The sequence below is a fragment of the Geothrix sp. genome, assembly GCF_030219325.1.
Classification (GTDB): Bacteria; Acidobacteriota; Holophagae; order Holophagales; family Holophagaceae; genus Geothrix.
This window is the reverse complement of sequence record NZ_CP126625.1, coordinates 3,045,310-3,063,383: the sequence shown is the minus strand read 5'-3', so window position 1 is coordinate 3,063,383 and position 18,074 is coordinate 3,045,310. Positions and strand designations below refer to the sequence as shown.

12 protein-coding genes are annotated in these 18,074 nt (G+C 67.8%); 8 read left to right on the top strand and 4 right to left on the bottom strand.

The features are described from left to right. Positions 1 to 21 precede the first annotated feature (21 nt). Both dnaE and QOZ81_RS13585 read right to left on the bottom strand, forming a co-directional pair. Positions 22 to 3,648 carry a DNA polymerase III subunit alpha gene (gene dnaE / locus QOZ81_RS13590; protein WP_291205301.1) on the bottom strand — a complete coding sequence of 1,209 codons (3,627 nt, stop codon included), beginning with the start codon at positions 3,646 to 3,648 and terminating at the stop codon, positions 22 to 24. Positions 3,649 to 3,696: 48 nt separating this feature from the next. Then, the gene (locus tag QOZ81_RS13585) at positions 3,697 to 4,911 is read right to left on the bottom strand and encodes a 7TM diverse intracellular signaling domain-containing protein (protein WP_291205305.1); all 1,215 of its coding nucleotides are present in this window, start codon (positions 4,909 to 4,911) and stop codon (positions 3,697 to 3,699) included. Between the two features lie 87 nt (positions 4,912 to 4,998). Between QOZ81_RS13585 and QOZ81_RS13580 the strand changes: the two genes are divergently transcribed. From QOZ81_RS13580 to QOZ81_RS13560, 5 genes are all read left to right on the top strand, one after another. Next, positions 4,999 to 5,922 (top strand): ABC transporter ATP-binding protein, encoded by a 924-nt coding sequence (locus QOZ81_RS13580; protein WP_291205307.1) that lies wholly within the window; start codon positions 4,999 to 5,001, stop codon positions 5,920 to 5,922. A 3-nt stretch (positions 5,923 to 5,925) separates the two neighbouring features. Continuing rightward, a complete protein-coding gene (locus tag QOZ81_RS13575) occupies positions 5,926 to 6,786 on the top strand; it encodes a hypothetical protein (RefSeq protein ID WP_291205310.1) in 861 nt (286 codons plus the stop codon). Further along, positions 6,786 to 7,706, top strand: coding sequence for an ABC transporter ATP-binding protein (locus QOZ81_RS13570; protein WP_291205313.1), 921 nt, complete (start codon positions 6,786 to 6,788; stop codon positions 7,704 to 7,706). The genes QOZ81_RS13575 and QOZ81_RS13570 overlap by 1 nt, the downstream gene beginning before the upstream one ends. A 121-nt stretch (positions 7,707 to 7,827) precedes the next feature. Further along, on the top strand, positions 7,828 to 8,625 hold the full coding sequence (locus QOZ81_RS13565; RefSeq protein ID WP_291205316.1) for a hypothetical protein: 798 nt from the start codon (positions 7,828 to 7,830) through the stop codon (positions 8,623 to 8,625). A 25-nt stretch (positions 8,626 to 8,650) separates the two neighbouring features. After that, positions 8,651 to 9,922, top strand: a complete 1,272-nt coding sequence (locus tag QOZ81_RS13560) for a M16 family metallopeptidase (RefSeq protein WP_291205323.1) — start codon at positions 8,651 to 8,653, stop codon at positions 9,920 to 9,922. A gap of 13 nt (positions 9,923 to 9,935) precedes the next feature. Here the strand turns inward: QOZ81_RS13560 and QOZ81_RS13555 are convergent, their stop codons facing one another. Further along, positions 9,936 to 11,981, bottom strand: coding sequence for a M1 family metallopeptidase (locus tag QOZ81_RS13555; RefSeq protein ID WP_291205326.1), 2,046 nt, complete (start codon positions 11,979 to 11,981; stop codon positions 9,936 to 9,938). Between the two features lie 109 nt (positions 11,982 to 12,090). Between QOZ81_RS13555 and rlmN the strand changes: the two genes are divergently transcribed. From rlmN to QOZ81_RS13540, 3 genes are all read left to right on the top strand, one after another. Then, positions 12,091 to 13,149 (top strand): 23S rRNA (adenine(2503)-C(2))-methyltransferase RlmN, encoded by a 1,059-nt coding sequence (gene rlmN / locus QOZ81_RS13550; RefSeq protein WP_291205329.1) that lies wholly within the window; start codon positions 12,091 to 12,093, stop codon positions 13,147 to 13,149. A 47-nt stretch (positions 13,150 to 13,196) separates the two neighbouring features. Then, entirely contained in the window at positions 13,197 to 13,652 is a 456-nt protein-coding gene (gene dut, locus QOZ81_RS13545; protein WP_291205332.1) for a dUTP diphosphatase, read from the top strand. Between the two features lie 63 nt (positions 13,653 to 13,715). After that, positions 13,716 to 14,474 (top strand): dienelactone hydrolase family protein, encoded by a 759-nt coding sequence (locus QOZ81_RS13540; RefSeq protein ID WP_291205334.1) that lies wholly within the window; start codon positions 13,716 to 13,718, stop codon positions 14,472 to 14,474. Between the two features lie 46 nt (positions 14,475 to 14,520). Here QOZ81_RS13540 and QOZ81_RS13535 read toward each other — a convergent pair whose 3' ends face one another. Beyond that, positions 14,521 to 17,766, bottom strand: a complete 3,246-nt coding sequence (locus QOZ81_RS13535; protein ID WP_291205337.1) for a S41 family peptidase — start codon at positions 17,764 to 17,766, stop codon at positions 14,521 to 14,523. Positions 17,767 to 18,074: the final 308 nt, after the last annotated feature.

Genomic DNA, 18,074 nt, shown 5'->3' with positions numbered 1-18,074 from the left:
TGGGGGTTCTGTTAGGCACTCTCAGTACGTCCAGGTCAAGGCACAGCCCGTTTCCTTGGCCACCTTCTCCTTCAGGGCCTCGTCGTACTTCAGGCGCAGGCCGTGGCCGGCCCGGACCCGGGCCACGAGGCCCTCCTTGGAGCGGTACTCGAAGGTCACGGGCAGCTCGCCCTTGTGGTCGCCGAAGATCGTCGCCAGGCGGGGCGGGCACTCACCCGGGGGCAGCCGCACCAGGGCGCCGGTGAAGCCCAGGCCCTGGAAGCCCTCCAGGGGCTCCAGCAGGGTGGCGAAGACCTTCACCACGGTCTGCTCCTCGTCCTCCTCGCCATCCGGGCCGTTGCCATTGCCCTGGATGGTCTCCACCCGCAGCTCACCCGTGATGCGCAGCATGGCCTCGGGCACGGCGAAGTGGCGGTACCGCTCGAAGGGCCGCAGGGAGGACTTCTTGGTGAGGGGATCCCACTTGCTGGCCATGAGGAGGACTTCCATCTTCCCCGTCGTGTCCTCCACCTGGAGGATGGCCCAGGGCTCCCCCTTCTGGTTGGTCTTGAAGGCCACGGTGGAGACCATGGCGCCGAGGGTCACCTCGTGGCGGTCCCGCAGGCGGCCCGAAGTGGCATCCTCCACGATCTTGGCCAGGGTGCCGTGGGTATGCACCTGGATGGCGTCGGCGAATTCCTCCAGCGGATGGCCGCTGACGAAGAGGCCCAGCACTTCGCGCTCGGCGGCCAGCCGGACCTTGCGGTCCCAGGGCTCGATGTTCTCGGGCACGCGCCAGTCCTCGCTCAGCGTGGCCATCTCGGCATCGTCGAAGAGGCTGGTCATGCCCGTGTCGCCGGTGCCGCGGGAGGCGGCGGACACCGCGTCCGGCAGGCCCTGCAGCAGGGCGGCGCGGTTGGGCTCCAGGCTGTCGAAGGCCCCCGCCTTGATGAGCGACTCCCACACCTTGCGGTTGGCCTTCTGCAGGTCGGTGCTCTTCAGCGCATGGAACAAGTCCTTGAAGCGGCCCTCGGTCTTCCGTGCCTCCAGAATGGCCTGCAACGCGGCGTCTCCCAAGCCCTTCACCGCGGCAAATCCGAACCGGATCTGCAGATCCCCCGTGGCCGTGAAATCCAGGGTGGATTCATTGATGTCGGGGCCCAGCACCTCGATGCCCCGCTCCCGGCAGTTCTGCACGTACTTGGCCACGTCGTCCGTGCGGCCCGACTTGGTGGAGAGCAGGCCCGCCATGAACTCCACGGGGTAGTTGGCCTTCAGGTAGGCGGTCTCGTAGGCCACCATGGCGTAGGCGGCGCTGTGGCTCTTGTTGAAGCCGTAGCCGGCGAAGAACTCGATGAGGTCGAAGAGCTCGGCGACCTTGGTCTTGTCGTATTTCCTCGCCGCGCCCTGTTCGATGAACTTGGTCTTCTCCTTGGCCATCTTTTCCTTGTCCTTCTTGCCCATGGCCCGGCGCAGCATGTCGGCCTCGCCCAGGGAGTACCCGGCGATGAGGCTGGCGATCTGCATGACCTGCTCCTGGTAGAGAATCACGCCGTAGGTGGGCGCCAGGATCGGCTCCAGGTCGGGGAACATGTAGGTCACGGCCTCACGGCCGTGGCGGCGCTCCACGTACGTGGTGCCCATGCCCGCACCCAGGGGGCCCGGGCGGAAGAGGGCGTTCAGGGCGATGAGGTCGTCGAAGCGGTCCGGGCCCAGCTGGCGCAGCAGCTGCTTCATGCCGCCGGACTCGAACTGGAACACGCCGTCCGTGTCTCCGGCAGCAAAGAGCTCGAAGGTCTTCCGGTCGTCGAAGGCGCGGATGGTGGTCATGTCCTTGGGCTGGCCGTGGCGCCGGGCGATCACTTCCTGCGTCTTCGCGATCTGCGTGAGCGTCTCCAGGCCCAGGAAGTCCATCTTCAGCAGGCCCGCGCGCTCGGCCTCCACCATGGTGTACTGCACCATCACCTTCTTGTCCTTATCCACGCTCAGCGGCGCGAACTGCGTGAGCTCGTCCGGCGCGATGATGACGCCGGCCGCGTGGACGCCGGTGTTGCGGGACAGGCCCTCAAGCCGGGCGGAGATGTCGAGGATGTTCTTCACCTCGGGGTCGGACTCGTACAGCTCGCGCAGCTTGTCGCTCTTCTCCAGGGCCTCGCCGATGGTCATGGGCTTGCCGGGTTCCTGGGGCACCAGCTTCGTCAGGTTGTTGGCGAAGGCGAAGTCCTTCTCGAAGACCCGCGCCACGTCCTTGATCACGGCCTTGGTCTTGAGCTGGTTGATGGTGATGATGCTGCTCACCTTGTCCTGGCCGTACTTCTCCGTGACGTAGTCGATGACGCGCTGGCGGCCGTCCCGGCAGAAATCGATGTCCACGTCGGGCATGGACACGCGCTCGGGGTTGAGGAAGCGCTCGAAGAGCAGGTCGTACTGCATCGGGTCGATGTCGGTGATCATCATGGACCAGGCCACGATGCTGCCTGCCGCCGAGCCGCGGCCGGGGCCCACGGGCACGCCCATCTCCCGGGCCTTGCGGATGAAGTCCCAGACCAGCAGGAAGTAGCCGGGGAAGCCCATCTTCAGGATCATGTCCAGCTCGAAGGCGAGCCGCTCGCGGTATTTCTCCTCGCTGTGCTTGAGGGTGCCCGCCTGCCAGAGGGGGCGGCAGCCGGCCAGGCGCTGCTCGAAGGTCTCCTTCGCGATGTGCACGAAGTAGGAATCGAGGTCGTAGCCCTCGGGCACGGGGAAGCGCGGTGTCACGGGCTTGCGCGTGATGGGGAAGAGGTCCACCTTGGCGGCGATCTCCAGGGTGCGCTCCAGGTATTCCGGGTGATCGGGGAAGACGGAGCGCATCTCCTCCGGCGTCTTCACGAAGAACTGGTCCGTGGAGAAGCGCATGCGCTTCTCTTTCGCCTTGGTGGTCTTGGTGCCGATGCAGAGCAGGGTGTCGTGCAGGTCGGCGTCGGCGTGGTTGAGGTAGTGGGCGTCGTTGGTGGCCACCAGGGGGATGCCGAGCTTCTGGGCCAGCTCCATCTGGAAGGGGATGATCTCCTTCTCCTTGTCGAAACCCTGGTCCTGGATTTCCAGGTAGAAGTCCTCGCCGAAGATGTCGCGGAAGTCCCGCGATACCCGCTCCGCCTGGTCCAGGCGGTTCTGCAGGATGCGGGCCTGCACTTCGCCGCCCAGGCAGGCGGACAGCGCGATGAGACCCTCGCTGTGCTGCCGGAGGAGATCCTTGTCGACGCGGGGCTTGTAGTAGAAGCCCTCAGTGAAGCCCGCGGATACGAGTTTCGAAAGGTTGGCGAAGCCCACGGGATTCTTCGCCAGCAGCACCAGGTGGTAGCCCGCGTCGCGGGAGCCGCTGGGATCCACGCAGTCCTCGAGGCCCTCCTCGCCCGTCGCGTTCTTGGCTTCGAGTTTCTTGTCGAAGCGGGTCTTGGGCGCGACGTAGACCTCGCAGCCCAGGATGGGCTTCACGGCCCAGTTGCCATCGGCGTCCTTCGTCTTCTCGCAGGCGTCGAAGAGCTTCATCATCCCGAACATGTTCCCGTGGTCGGTGACGGCCACGGCGGGCATGCCCGAGGCCCGGCACTTCTTCACGAGATCCGGAATGCGCGTGAGGCCATCGAGGAGGGAATGTTCGGTGTGCAGATGGAGATGGGCGAAGCTCATTCGCCCATTCTCCGATGGATGCCGCGGCTTGGGGCAAGTGCCCCAGGTTCAGTGCCGGGAGAGGAGGCGTTCGAGGGTACCCCGCAGGACGTCTTCCGGGACCCCAGGCTCCAGGCGGGCGTGCGGTCCTTCGGTGGTGGGCCCGCCGATCTGGACCCAGCGGGGGCGCCTCCGGACCAGGTCGTCCTCCCGCCAGACCGAGAGGATGCTGGGCTCCCGGGCCCAGAGCAGCACGCTCGGATAGGGGCCCTCGCGCGGGGGCACCGTGCCCCAGGCCTGCACTTCGGCCCCCCAGGCGCGCAGCAGCGCCTGGATCCGGTTCTGCTCAGCGCCCTCTTCCATGCCCAGGCCCACCACCCAGCCGGACAGGAATCCCTGCTGGCCGGGCTGGGTCTCTTCGTCCCGCTCGTACCAGCCAAGCCGTTCCTGATGGTGGAGGACCCGGCTCCGCACCCGGTAGGTGGTGCCATCCAGGGCGACCAGCGGCACATCCGGCGTGGCCTTCAGCCGCTCCGGCCAGGAGGCCCCGAAGGTCTTCTCCATCATGGGCGAGGGACGATCGGTGCGGAAGGCCTGCCCCGGGACCAGGCTGCGCCAGACCTCCACCTCGGCCTCGGCCCGGTGGATGCGGGACTCCATGCCGCTGACCATGAGCCACTGCCAGGAGGTTCCGACGCCCATGGCCAGGAACACGAGGCTGAAGCCGGAGAGGCGGACCTTCATGTCGAAGAGGCTGAGGGCCGCGATCTCCACCACCACCGGCAGCGTCAATCCCAGGAGCCCCAGGAACAGCCGGCGGCCCATGGGGTCCTCGTCCTGCCGGGCCCGCAGCGTCCAGTAGACGATGAAGCCGCAACCCGCCAGATAGGTGACGTTCGACGCGTGGTGCATCCAGGTGTCCCAGGAGCCCGGGTGGGGCAGCAGGAGGTTGCGGATGTAGCTGGGGATCATGCCCAGGGCGATCCAGAAGGGGAAACGGCGGGGGATGTGGCGCGGGAAGAGGTTCGTGAGGGCGGTGCAGAGGGCGATGAAGCCGAAGGCCACCAGCAGGCTCTGGGCGCGATCCACCAGGTCGGGGTTCAGGGAGGGGAGGGTGCCGAGCACCAGGACGCTGTGGCGCAGGGCCACCAGCAGGCACGTGAGCGAAAGCCAGCCCATCATCCGGTCCCGGCGGGACAGCGCGTCCGTGCCGAAGCTGATGAAGAGGGCGAGCAGGGCACCGGCCTGCAGGGCATCGAGAATGGGCCATTCCAGGAGTTGCATGCAGAGGCGTCCGGGCGGTGGGAGGATGGGTACAGCCTAATCCATTTCGGAGCCCGCTTCGTAGCCGCCTTCAACCTGGAGTCCCTCTTGATCGCCTTCGAAAACCTGGAAGTGCGCTACGCCGCGACCGCGGCGCCAGCCCTGAAGGGCCTGAGCCTTTCGCTCGAGCGCGGGATCGTGGGCCTGCTGGGGCCCAACGGCGCAGGCAAGTCCACCCTGCTGAAGGCCCTGCTGGGTCTGCTGACCCCTTCGGGTGGCAGCGGCTCGGTGCTGGGGGTGGCCCTGGGCGCGCCCGAAGCGGCCCGGCTGCGCTCCCGCATCGGCTACATGCCGGAGTACGACGCCCTCATCGAGGATGCTTCGGCCTACGAGCAGGTGGCCTTCTGGGGTGAGCTGAGCGGCCTGGCGCCGGAGGCCTCGCGGGACCGCGCGCACGAGGTGCTGTACTTCGTGGGGCTGGATGAGTCCCGGTACCGGCCCGTGAGCGGCTATTCCACGGGCATGCGCCAGCGCGTGAAGCTGGCCCAGGCCCTGGTGCACAGCCCCGAGCTGATCTTCCTGGACGAGCCCACCAATGGCCTCGATCCCGATGGCCGGCGCCGCATGCTGGACCTGGTGCTGCGCGTGCACGCGGAGCTGGGCACGGGCGTCATCCTGGCCTCTCACCTGCTGGGCGACGTGGAGCGCGTGGCGGACCAGCTGGTGATCCTCGACCAGGGGGAGATCAAGGCGGCCGGCTCCATGGCGGGCCTCCGCAAGGCCCTCGCGAAACGGGTGGAGCTGCGCTTCCTGGATCCCCTGGATGCGGCGCAGGAGGCAGCACTGGCGGAGCTTGGAACCGTGCTGGAGGCGCGCAACGGGCTCTACGACCTGGAACTGATGGAAGCCGATCCGGTCGGCGCCTTCCGCTGGGCCGAAAGCAGGGGCGCCACCCTGGTGCAGGTCACGCCACGCCACGACCGGCTGGACGAAGTGCTGCTCCGGGCCCTCCATCCTCAGACGGGAGCCTAGTCCATGCCCATCTACGCTCCGACCCTGCCGCCCGCGCCGGACCTGCACCAGGGCCATCCGCCCGTCCTGGTGCTCATGCGCTTCGACCTGACGCGGCTCTGGCGCCAGAAGATCGGCCGCTTCTTCAGCTTCATCTTCCTGATGATCCTGCTCTTCCAGACCGGGTGGATCTATGCCAAATACCTGATGCAGACCAACCAGGCCTTCAAGCCCTTGAATGAGTTCGGGAAGAACATCTTCACCCAGGGGGCCGAGTTCCAGGCCGGGCTGCTGAACCCCACGATGTACCTGCTCTGGTTCCTGGTGGCCCTGGTGGGGGGCGGCCTCGTGGCGCGGGACACCCTCTACCGCGTGCGTCCCCTGATGTACGCGCATCCCGTGGCCCCGAAGGACTACTTGCTCGCCAAGCTCGGCTTCGCCTCGGCGCTGCCCTTCGTCATCCTGCTGCCCTTCGCCCTGCTGCCCTGGGCCATGTCCCTGCTCCTGGCGGGGCTCCAGGGGCCGGTGTGGGCGACGGCGCCGCTGCGCCTGCTGCCGGCCATGGCCATCAGCTCGGTCCTGATGGGCTCCCTGGCGGTGGGCGCCTCCAGCATGGCTGCCACACCGCGGGCCGGCATCGGCTGGGTGCTTGGTCTCGTGCTGGGGGCCGGCACCCTGGCCTCCATGATCCACGGCCTCACCGGGATCAGGGCCGTGGATGCCCTGAACCCCATCATGCTGGCCGAGGCGTGGCCCCAGCTCCTCGTCGGCGTGGACCATCCAATGGTGGCGTGGCTTCCGGCGCTCCTGGGCACGGCCTTCCACATCGGTCTCTGGACCTTCGTGGCCTCGCGGCGCACACGACCCTCCGAGGCGGTGATCTGATGATTTCGCTGGACCGCGCCTCCCTCCGCTACGGCCCCATCCTGGGCCTCAGCCCCACCACCTTCGAGCTGCCCGACGGCGGCGGCATCACGGGCCTGCTGGGCCCCAACGGCGCCGGGAAGTCCTCGCTGCTGCAACTGCTCTCGGGCCTCCTGCCACCCTCCGGCGGCGACGTCCGCGTCTTCGGCGAGGCCCCCTTCCGCAATCCCGCGGTGCTCGCCCGCCTGGGGCTGGTGCCCGAGGGAGACCGCCTGCCCACGGGCCTCCGCGCCGACCGCTGGCTCCGCATGATGGGGGAGCTCTCCGGCCTGTCGGGCGAAGGTCTGAACGCCGCCGTGGCCAAGGCCCTCACGACCGTGGGCATGGCGGACCGCGCCCACCTCACCTTCGCGCGCATGTCCAAGGGCATGCGCCAGCGCATCCGCCTCGCCCAGGCCCTCATGCACGAGCCGGAGCTGCTCATCCTGGACGAACCGTTCAATGGGTTGGACCCGGAGGCCCGGCTCACCCTCATGGCCCTGCTGCGCGGCCTCGCGGAAGGGGGCACGCGCATCCTGGTCTCCAGCCACATCCTCGGCGAGATCGCCCAGCTGACGGACCGCATCCTGCTGCTGTTCCGGGGCCGACTGCTGGCCGAGGGCACGGTCACCGAGATCCGGCAGCTGCTGGACCGCCATCCGGTGGAGCTGCGTCTGACGGGCGAGGCCCAGGTGCTGGCCCGCTGGGCCGTGGAACAGCCGGAGCTGGCGGCCCTCCGCATCGAAGAAGGGGCCGTGGTGCTGTCCGTCCGCTCGCCCCGGGACATCCTGCCCCGCCTGCAGAAGGCCGCGGCGGAAGGGGGCATCCCCCTGCGTGCGCTGGATCCCCTGGACCTCAACCTCGATGCCGTCTTCCAGTATCTGACCAAGGATCACGCCTAATGCTGTCCGGGGATTCCTCGCTGCGCGAACATCCCCGGGCCCCTGCGCCCGGAGCGGGCAGAGCCCGTCCCGGGCTTGCTGGTCCAGTGCATGACCTTTCTGAACTCACCTGGGGGAAATCATGACTGTCCTCGCCCCACCTTCTCCCCTGGCGACGATCCGCGCCACGGCGCGGGGCTACCTGCCCCGCGTGTTCCAGGGCCGGGGCTGGGTGCTGGCCTCGCTGGTCATGGTGCCCGTGGCCCTCAGCCTCCTCATCTACACCGTGGCCCAGATCAAGGGTGGGGAAGGCGGTCCCCGGCCCGGCGAGGCCCTCAAGATCTTCCACGAAGTGCTGGTGAAGATGATGCTGCCCATCATGGCCCTGGTGGCGGCGCCGGCTGGCATCCGGGAGGACCTGGAGCAGCGCACCCTCCCCCTGCTGTTGGTGCGGCCCGCCCCCGCCTGGGCGCTGCCCCTGGGCAAGGGCCTGCCCTGGTTCGCCTGGGGCGCCGCCTGGCTCATCCTCGGCACCCTCGGCCTCCAGGTCATCGGCGGGGATCCGTCCCTGCTCCCGGGGCGCCTGGCGGCCCTGGTCAGCGCCTGGTGGGGCGAACTGGCCCTGATGACGCTCATCGGGCTCCTCTTCAAGCGCGGTACCCTCTGGGGCGCCCTGTACTTCTTCCTGTGGGAGCCCTGGGTCCGCATCTTCCCACCCTTCCTCCAGCGGCTCACCTTCACCCACCACATCGAGAGCCTCGCCGGCAGCCGCGCGGCGGAAATCCAGACCAACCAGCTGCTGGCCCAGGAGCAGGTGACCACCCATCCGGTCCTGGCCTGCTTGGCCCTCCTCGCTTTCGGCCTGCTCTGCTGGGCCCTGGCCGGCTGGAAGCTGCACCGCATGCCCGTGGGCCTGGCTGGAAGCGAGGCGGAGGGGTAGGAGCCCCGGGCGGTAGACTGGTGGAATGCCGAATGCTCCGCACCGCACCGTCACGCCCGAGGGCACCGAGATCCTGATCGAGCCGCTGCCCCATGTGCGGAGCTGCGCCGTGGGGTTCTGGGTGCGTCGGGGGTCCCGTCACGAAGGCTCTGCGGAAGAGGGCCTGGCCCACTTCCTGGAGCACACGGTCTTCAAGGGCACCGCCGCCTACCCCACGCCCGACGAGCTGGCGGCGGCCACGGACCGCCTAGGCGGGCACGTGGACGCCTTCACCGGCAAGGAAGTGGCCTGTTTCTACGGGAAGGTGCTGGCCGACCAGCTGCCGGAGCTGGTGCACCTGCTGGGAGAGTTGGTGACCGCGCCCCGCTTCGAGACCGACGAGCTGATCCGCGAGCGCGGCGTCATCCTGGAGGAGATCGCCCAGAGCGAGGATCAGCCCGACGACTGGGTGAGCGAGCTGTTCTACGGGGGCTTCTGGGAGGGCACGCCTCTGGCTCACCCCATCCTGGGCCGCCGGGACCAGGTTTCGAGCTATGGGCCCGCTGAGGCCCGCGCCTTCTTCGACCACACCTACCGGGCGCCGAACCTGGTGGTGGCCGCCGCCGGCGCCATCGAGGCGGCGCCCTTCCTCGACCTGCTGAAGCCCATCCTGGACCGCCTGCCGGCGGGGACGGCGCACGCCGCCATCGCCGGGGCGCGGACCCGGCCCTTCCTGCTGAACGTGCCCCGCAAGGATCTCCAGCAGGCCAACCTGGTCATGGGCTTCCCGGCGCCGGATCACCACTCGCCGGACCGGGCCGCGGCACACCTGCTCAGCCACGTGCTGGGCGGGGGCATGGCCTCGCGCCTCTTCATGGAGCTGCGCGAGCGCCGAGGCCTCTGCTACCAGGTAGGCAGCTACCTCAGTCCCTACGCGGATACGGGCGCCCTGCAGATCAGCGCCAGCTGCGCCCCGGCCCAGCTGCGGGAGCTGGTGCAGCGGACCATGGCCGAGTGCGCCCGCATCCGCGAAAAAGGCGTGGAGGCCGACGAGCTGGTCCGGGCCAAGCTGCAGGCCCGCACGGGGCTGGTGTTCAGCCAGGAGAGCAGCAGCAGCCGCATGTTCAGCCTGGCCCATCAGGCCATCCACCTGGGCGAGCTGCGCAGCCTCGATCAGCAGATGGCCGAGATCGAGGCCGTGACTCTGGACGACCTGCTGCGCGTCGCCCAGAACCTGCTCGATCCAGCCCAGCTGGGCGTCAGCGCCCTCGGCACCCGGCGGGGCTGTGACATCCGGGCGCAGGACCTGGTGGCCTGAGGGCCCCTGGTCGTCACTTGGGCATCTGGGTTCCCCAGTAGCAATCCCGGAACAGTGGACCAAAGTCCTTGCGCCCGGCCATGCTGGCGATCTGCTCGATGGAGGGGGTATTGGCGGCCTTCCACCGGAAGTTGGCGATGATGGATTTCATGAAGAGGGCGAAGGCCTTGTCACCCATGTCCTTGTGCAGGGCTGCGAGCAGGAGCGCGCCCTTCTCATAGAGCAGGGAGGTCCGGGCAAGGAAGGAACCACGGGGGTCCTCGATCCACTGAAGCCGATTGGCGAAGGGGATGGTGCCAGAACCGGCGTAGGCGCTGGCCTGGTTCCGCCAGCGGCTCAACATGCCCTCATAGGCGCTGCTCCCCTGGTTCTTCATGCTCCGCATGGCCAGGGCGGAGGCATAGTTCGCGAAGGATTCCGTAATCCACTGCTCTTCCGGCGTCGCCATCTTGACCAGATGCCCCCAATACTGATGGGCGATCTCGTGAGCGAAGCGCTGGTTGATACCCTTGGTGAAGAGACTGCTGAGCTCGTCCATCTTCCCGTTGAAGGCCTCGTTGGTGATGATCATCATCCCGGGAGGGGCCTGTCCGAAGCCGAAGGAATTGACCTGGATGATGTTGAACTCCTCAAAGGGAAACTTCTCGAACAGGTCCTCGTAGAATCCAATGGTCTGCTGGGCAATGCCTATGAGCCGCTGCTGCATGCCGCCGCCCTGGTTGCCGTAGGCAGCCACTCGGATGGTGAGGCCATCCTTCACTTCCTCGGTGAAGGTGTAGGCCCCCGCGAACATGGAGAAGAACTGAACGGGTTTGTCGATGCGGACTTCGAGGAGGTTTCCTGAGTCGCTCTGGCTTCGGCGGATCGTCTTGCCGGGTGCTACGGGCACGTCTTCTCTGGGCGTCTGGATGACGGCATGGACCGTGTAGGCCTGGCCGTCCATGTCGGGCTGGGGGAACCAGGGCTCCACCCCCAGTTCCCAGTAGCTGTCACCACCGGGGCGGAGCAGGATGGCGCCACCGTACTCGAAAGTGAGCTTGAAAGGCTCACCCGCCGGGTGGGGCCGATCCAACTGGACCAGGATCGTGTCATGCCGATGGTGGAAGGGGAGGCTGTGCCCTTCTTCATCCACGACCTTGGAGACTTTGTAGATGCCCAGTTTGTAGGTGGGATCCACGATGTTGTAGAGGTTCAGAGATATGACGGCCAGGCCCTCGTCTCCAGCAACCAGGGTCTCCGTGACCTTCAGGTCTGCGCCACCCAGGCTTGCCTTCATGTCGATATCCACGGCCGTCAGGTTCAGCAATGGCGATAGGGGGGCCTTCCAGGTCCAGCCGATGGGCTGATCCGAGAGCAGCACCCTGCGGAGCCCGTCATAGACCGCCGGCCGGTACGGGCCCGCGACGGACCAGAGTTGTTCGCGCTGGGAACCGCCCTGGTCCAGGGTATAGATGAAGGGGCTGTCCACTCCGGTGATTTCCGCCCGCGCCAGGCCGCGACTGGGTGTGTTGGCCAGGTGGGCGGCAAAGTCATGACTCCGGTCTCCCAGGCCGTCCCGCTTGAAAAAGGCCGAGTCCTTGGTGAAGGAGTCGCTGGGGGTCTCGGCAGGCGTCCCGCTCGGGAGGGCCAGGATCAGACCTTCCTGCCAGAGGGTGAAACTTTTGAGTTCCACCGTCAGGACCTGCTGGCCCTTCTCCTCGGAGAGGATGGCCTTGGTATTGATACCTCCGATGTTCTTCTTGTAGTTCGAAGCCAGCGCCGCCCGCTCGAGGGGTTCGTCTGAGCGGTAGCGGAAGGAACCCTTCCCCTTGAAGTGGAATCCGAGCGTCCGCCCCGCGGAGACCATGGGTGCCACGGTGCCCGAGGTCATGGTGAAGGTCATCCGTCCCATGGGGAGGGTCCAGTCCTTGACGGTGAACGCTTCACCCAGATTGGGCTGCTCACTGTAGGTGGCGACCTGCTTGAGGAGAGACACGGGCGTGGGGCCATCGGCCGCGAAGCCCAGGTTGACGAGACCGAGCATGGCCAGGATTAGACGCAGCGGGGCGGCAGCAGACATGGGTGAGCTTCCTTAATGGATGATCTGATCAGCATATCGAAACGGTCTCGATTCTGAAATGGATCCACGGCCAGCCGGTACACTGCCCTCTATGTCCGGTTCAGGATCCATGCCCTGGGATCACCCCGCCCCTGAGCGGGAGGGACTGCCCTCCGCCTGGTCGCTCTTTCCCGAGGATCTGGCGGCCTTGGGTTGCCCGGGCAGCGCCCTGGAAACCTTCAAGCGTCTGCACCGCCCCTGGACCTGGAAGGGGGGCGTGCCGAACCTGGGCACTGGCATCCGGGCCTGGCTGGAGGCTGTGGCGGACCTCCGTATGCCAGCCCTCGTGGAGCGCCAGCCCTCCGATGACGGCTCCACCAAGCTGGCTCTGGAACTGGCGGACGGGAAGCGCATCGAGGCGGTCCACATGCCGCGCCGGGTGCGCAATCCCCGGGTGACCTACTGCATCTCCAGCCAGGTGGGCTGTGCCATGGGCTGCACCTTCTGCGCCACGGGCAGCATGGGCATCCTGCGCAACCTGCAGGCCGGCGAGATCCTGGGCCAGGTGCTGGCCCTCATGGCGGAGTTGGGCCCCGACCGCGGCCACGAGCTGACCCTGGTGTTCATGGGCATGGGCGAGCCCCTGCACAACCTGGAGCACCTGCATCGGGCCATCCGCCTCATGTGCCATCCCGCCGGTCTGGGGCTGGGGAAGAACCGCATCACCGTGAGCACCTCGGGGCTGGTGAGCGGCATCGACAAGCTGTCGAAGCTGGAACCCCGGCCCCTCCTGGCCCTCAGCCTCAACGCCACCACGGACGAGGCCCGGGGCCGCACCATGCCCGTGAATCGTGTGTGGAACCTGGCCCGCCTGCGCCGTGCGCTGGATGACTGGGGCCTGAAGCGCGGCGAGAAGTTCTGCTTCGAGTACGTGCTGCTGGCGGGTGAGAACGACACCGAGGCCGACGCGCAGCGGCTGGCGGACTGGCTGGGAGACCTCCGCGGCGCCCACAACCTGAACCTCATCCCCATGAACGAGCACGCCGCCAGCGCCTTCCATCAGCCCAGCGAGGACCGCGTCCAGCAGTTCGCCCGGTGGCTGAAAGCCCGGGGTTGCTTCGTCACCGTGCGCCGCAGCAGGGGGCGGGACGTGCAGGGGGCCTGCGGGCAGCTGGTGAAGGGGGAGTAAGCGGTTTTCCCTTTGCGCCTTCGCGCCTTTGCGTTGAATCTTTTTGAATGCGCATTCCGGTCCATCAGCTCCCCCACGGCCTCGGCCTTGACCTTCCGGCGGCGGCCACGCCCCACGCGGCGGGCATGGACCTGCGGGCGGCGATTCCGGAAGGCGAGACCTGGGCCATCGCGCCGGGCCAGCGACGCCTCGTGCCCACGGGCCTGGTGCTGGCCATCCCACGGGATTTCGAGGGGCAGGTGCGGCCCCGCTCGGGCCTGGCCCTGCGCCACGGGCTCACGGTACTCAACGCGCCGGGCACCATCGATGCGGACTACCGCGGCGAGGTGCAGGTGCTGCTGGTGAACCATGGCGAGGCCCCCTTCGAGCTCCGCCGCGGCGAGCGCATCGCCCAGCTCCTGATCGCCCCGGTGGCCAGCTGGACCTGGATCCCCGAACCCACGGTCGAGGCCCTGGGTGACACGGAGCGCGGCGAAGGCGGCTATGGCAGCACGGGGCGGTAAGAGTTTCCCTGGAATAGCCGTTCAAACAGCTATACGATCGGTCTCCCATCCCAGGAGGCTCCCATGCGATCCGCCGCCCTCGCCCTCTCCCTCGCCGCCCTTCCCGTCCTCGCCGGCCAGCCGCTGAGCTATGCGGACGGGGCCACCAAACTCGCGGGCTACCTGTCCCACCCGGCCGACGCCAAGGGCAAGGTGCCTGGCGTGGTGGTGATCCACCAGTGGATGGGGCTCACGGACCATGAGCGCAAGGTCTCCGACGACCTGGCCAAGCTGGGCTATGCGGCCCTGGCGGCGGACATCTACGGCGAGGGCGTGCGCCCGGCGAACACCGGGGAGGCGGGCAAGCTGGCGGGCTCCTTCAAGGGCGACCGCGCGCTGTACCGCCGCCGCATCGCCGCCGCCATCGAGACCCTCAAGGCCCAGAAGGGCGTGGACGGCAGCCGCATCGCCGTCATCGGCTTCTGCTTCGGCGGCACGGGGGCCATCGAAGCGGCCCGGGGCGGCTTGCCGGTGAAGGCGGTGGTCTCCTTCCATGGCGGGCTGGACGTGCCTGCGGGCTACGCGCCCGGCCCCATGTCCGCCAAGGTGCTGGTCTGCCACGGGGCCGATGATCCCTGGGTGCCCGCCAAGGACGTGGCCGCCTTCCAGGACGAGATGCGGCAGGCCAAGGCGGACTACGTGTTCGTGGCCTATGCCGGCGCCGTGCACGCCTTCACGCAGAAGGAGGCCGGCAGCGACAACAGCAAGGGCGCCGCCTACAACGAGGCCGCCCACCGCCGCAGCTGGCAGCACATGAAGGATTTCTTCCACGAGGCCTTATAGACGGACATGGCTGCGCCCCGCGGTCGCGGGGCGCAGATTGAAAAACCTAGTGGGCCCGGTTCGGGTAGACCGGCTTCCGGGTGGGCACCGGCGGGTTCCGCTTGAGGGAGGCCTCCACTTCCTGGATGGCCCGGTCCAGCTGCGGATCCCTGCCCTGGGTGAGCAGGGTGGGATCGTCGATCACCTCAATGTCGGGATCCACACCGTAGCCTTCCACGATCCACTGGCCTTCCTTCGAGAAGATCCCGAAGGTGGGCACGGTCACGTTGCCGCCGTCGATGAGGGCCGGGGCACCGCTGATGCCGATGAGTCCGCCCCAGGTGCGCCGCCCGATGAGGGGACCGAGCCCCGCCTTCTTGAAGAGGAAGGGGAAGCAGTCGCCGCCGGAGCCGCTCCAGCCGTTGATGAGCATGGCCATGGGGCCATCGTGGGCGATGGGGGGCCACTGCCAGTCCTTGCCGTCGCGCACGCCGTAGTAGTTGAGGGTCTTCCGGCCCAGCATCTCCACGAAGCGATCGGGGATCTGGCCGCCGCTGTTGAAGCGCTCGTCGATGATGAGGCCGGCCTTGTCCCACTGGCCGCGGAACTGGCGCACCAGGTCATTCTGGCCGCCGATGCCGGTGTCCGGCACGTAGACGTAGCCGATGCGGCCGTTGGAGGCCTTCTCGACGTAGCGGCGGTTGGCCTCGATCCAGTCCCAGTAGCGGAGCTGGTAGTCATTCACCACGGTGTCGACGAGGACCTCCCGGGCTCCGTCGAGGGAGGGTTTGTCGTTGATGCTGAGCAGCACGGTCTTGCCGGCCAGGCCCTGGAAGGCGGCCCAGGGATCCTGGCCGACGTCGAGTGGAATGCGGTTCACGGCGAGGAGGTAGTCCCCCTCCTTCACCTTCAGGCCGGGCTGGGCCAGCGGGCCCCGGACCTGGGCATCCCAGTCCGCGCCGCGGAGGATCTTCTTGATGCGGTAGGCCCCGTTCTCCAGGCTGAAGTCGGCGCCCAGCAGGCCCGTGCCCAGGCGGAGGGGCTGCTCGACGTCGCCGCCACCCCGGTAGGTGTGGGAGGCGTTCAGCTCGGAGATGAGCTCGCCGATGACGAAGTTCACGTCCTCGCGAGTGACGCAGTCCTTGAGCAGCTTGCCGTAGCGGGCGCGCATGGCCTTCCAGTCCACGCCGTGCATGCCGGGGTCATAGAACATGTCGCGTTCGAAGCGCCAGGCGTCGTTGAAGATCTGCTGCCATTCGGCCGAGGGGTCCACGGTCATCATGAGCTCGCCGGTGGGCAGCTTCTTCTCGAACTTCTGGTCGGGCTTGGGGTCGATGAGCGCGTACTCCAGCTTCCGGTTCACGAGCACCTTGCTGCCGTCCCCGCTCAGGAGGGCGCCATCCAGGTCCGCCAGCACGGCCTTCTCCTCGCGCTCCTCCAGGTCATAGACGAAGAGCGTGCCCTTGGTGGGGCCCTCCTGGCTGAGCTGGGCGGCGCGGCGGTAGAGGAGCTTCCCCTTGGCGGCGGCGACGTCCATGTAGTAGCCGGCCGTGGGCGGGAGCAGGACCATGCGGGCTTCCAATCCATCGAGGTCGATTTCGACGGGCTTGGGGGCGTCCTTCTTGTCCCCGCCCTCCTTCTTCTCCTCCTTCTTGTCGTCCTTGGCGGCGTCCGCATCGTTGCGGGGGGCCAGGGGCGAGGGCACGTCCTTGCGCAGAGGCAGGGCCGCGAGCCGTGTGGTGGCGGCGTAGATCCAGGTGCCGTCCAGGTCGCTGTAGGTGGGGCTGAACTGCTGCCCCGTGCTGAGGAACAGATACTTGCCTTCCGGATCGAAGACGGGATCGCCGGCATTGTAGAAGGGGGAGGTCACGTCCTTCCGGGTGCCGGTCTTCGTGTCGTAGAGGACCACCACGTTGTTCTGGTTGGCGGTGTCGCGGGGGTACGCGAACCAGCGGCTGTCCGGCGACCAGCTGGCCCGGAAGCCATCGAGGGGATCCTCGAACATGAACAGCCCCTTGTCCACCTGCTGCACCTTGCCGGTGTCCAGGTCGCAGAGCTGGATGCCCATGGTCTGGTCGGCGAAGACCACCCGCTTGCCGTCCGGCGACCAGCTGATGTGGTAGCGGAAGCCGGGACCCAGGTGGGTGACCTGGCGCTCGTCCCCTGAGCCGTCGGCGGCGCGCACGCACAGCTCGTATTCGCCGCTGCGGTCGCTGAAGTAGGCCACCTGTCTGCCGTCGGGCGACAGGGCGGGGAAGCGCTCCGCGGCGCCTGGCGTGCGGGTGAGGTTGATGACGTAGCCCTTTTCCGCGGGCACCGAGAACAGCTCGCCCCGGGCCTCGAAGAGCACCCGCTTGCCCTGGGAGGACAGGGTGGGATTCCGGAGCAGGCGGCTGGCGTTCTCGTTCCTGGGCTTCAGGGTGGCGCGGTCGGTCACCACGTCCACCTTCACCTCGACCACCTTCTCCGAGGGCAGCTCGATGCGGTGCAGGCGGCCACCGGCCTCGACCACGATGTCCTCGGGACCGATGGCGGGGAAGTGGGCGTCGTGGTCCTTGAAGAAGGTGATCTGCTTGAAGGCCCTGGTGGCCGTATCGTAGGACCAGATGTTGGCACGCTTCGCCCCATCGCGATCCGACAGGAAGTAGAGCTTCCCGCCGTACCACATGGGCTGGGAGTCGTTGGAGCCATCGGCGCTGGGCAGGCGGCTGGCGGTCTTCTTCTCCAGGTCGAAGAACCAGATCTCCGAGGCCATGCCGCCGCGGTAGCGCTTCCAGGTGCGGAAGTCCGTGCTGATGGGCTGGTAGGCGAGAACCTTCCCGTCCGGCGAGAGGGCGCCGAACTCGGCGTAGGGCAGGGGCAGCGCCTTGGGCAGGCCGCCTTCCTTGGGGACCAGGAAGAGCTTGTTGAAGCGGTCCTTCCCCGATTCCATGCCGGAGGCGAAGAGCAGCGACTTGCCGTCTGGCGTCCAGTCCACGAGCCGATCGGCCATGGGGTGGTGGGTCACGCGGGTGGGCACGCCGCCGGTCACGGGCAGCACGTAGACGTCGGGGTTGCCATCGTAGTTCGCCGTGAAGGCCAGTTGCTTGCCATCGGGGGAGAACCGCGCGAAGGTCTCCTCGCCCTTGGGGGTGGACAGCCGCTGGGCCACGCCGCCGGTCTTGGGCACGATCCAGAGGTCGTTGGCGTAGGTGAACGCGATCTGCGTGGCGGACACGTCGGGATAGCGCATCAGGCGCGCGTCGATCTGGGCGGTGGCACTGATGGCGGTGGCCGCCACGAGGGCGGCGGAAACGAAGGGGAGAAGGCGCATGCGACGCTCCGGGCTATGAAGAGTGCCTAATCGAGCCCCCACGGGGCCGCGCGAGGGTCGCCGGGCGAGCGAGGCGAGGAACGCGAGTCAAAGCGTAGCGGGTACTACGCGCGACGAGCGTGACGATGCTTCGCGACGCCCGCCGGCCCTCGCCCGGAGGGATGAAGCCAGGCAGGCGCCCCGCGGCGTCAGGTCCCTTGAACAACGAACCACGTTGCCCTGCGGGCCCTTCCTTGCGGCGCATCCTGCCTGGCTTCATCGCGGCCTCGTCGGGGTTCGGTTAGGCACTCTAAGGGTCCAGGGATCTT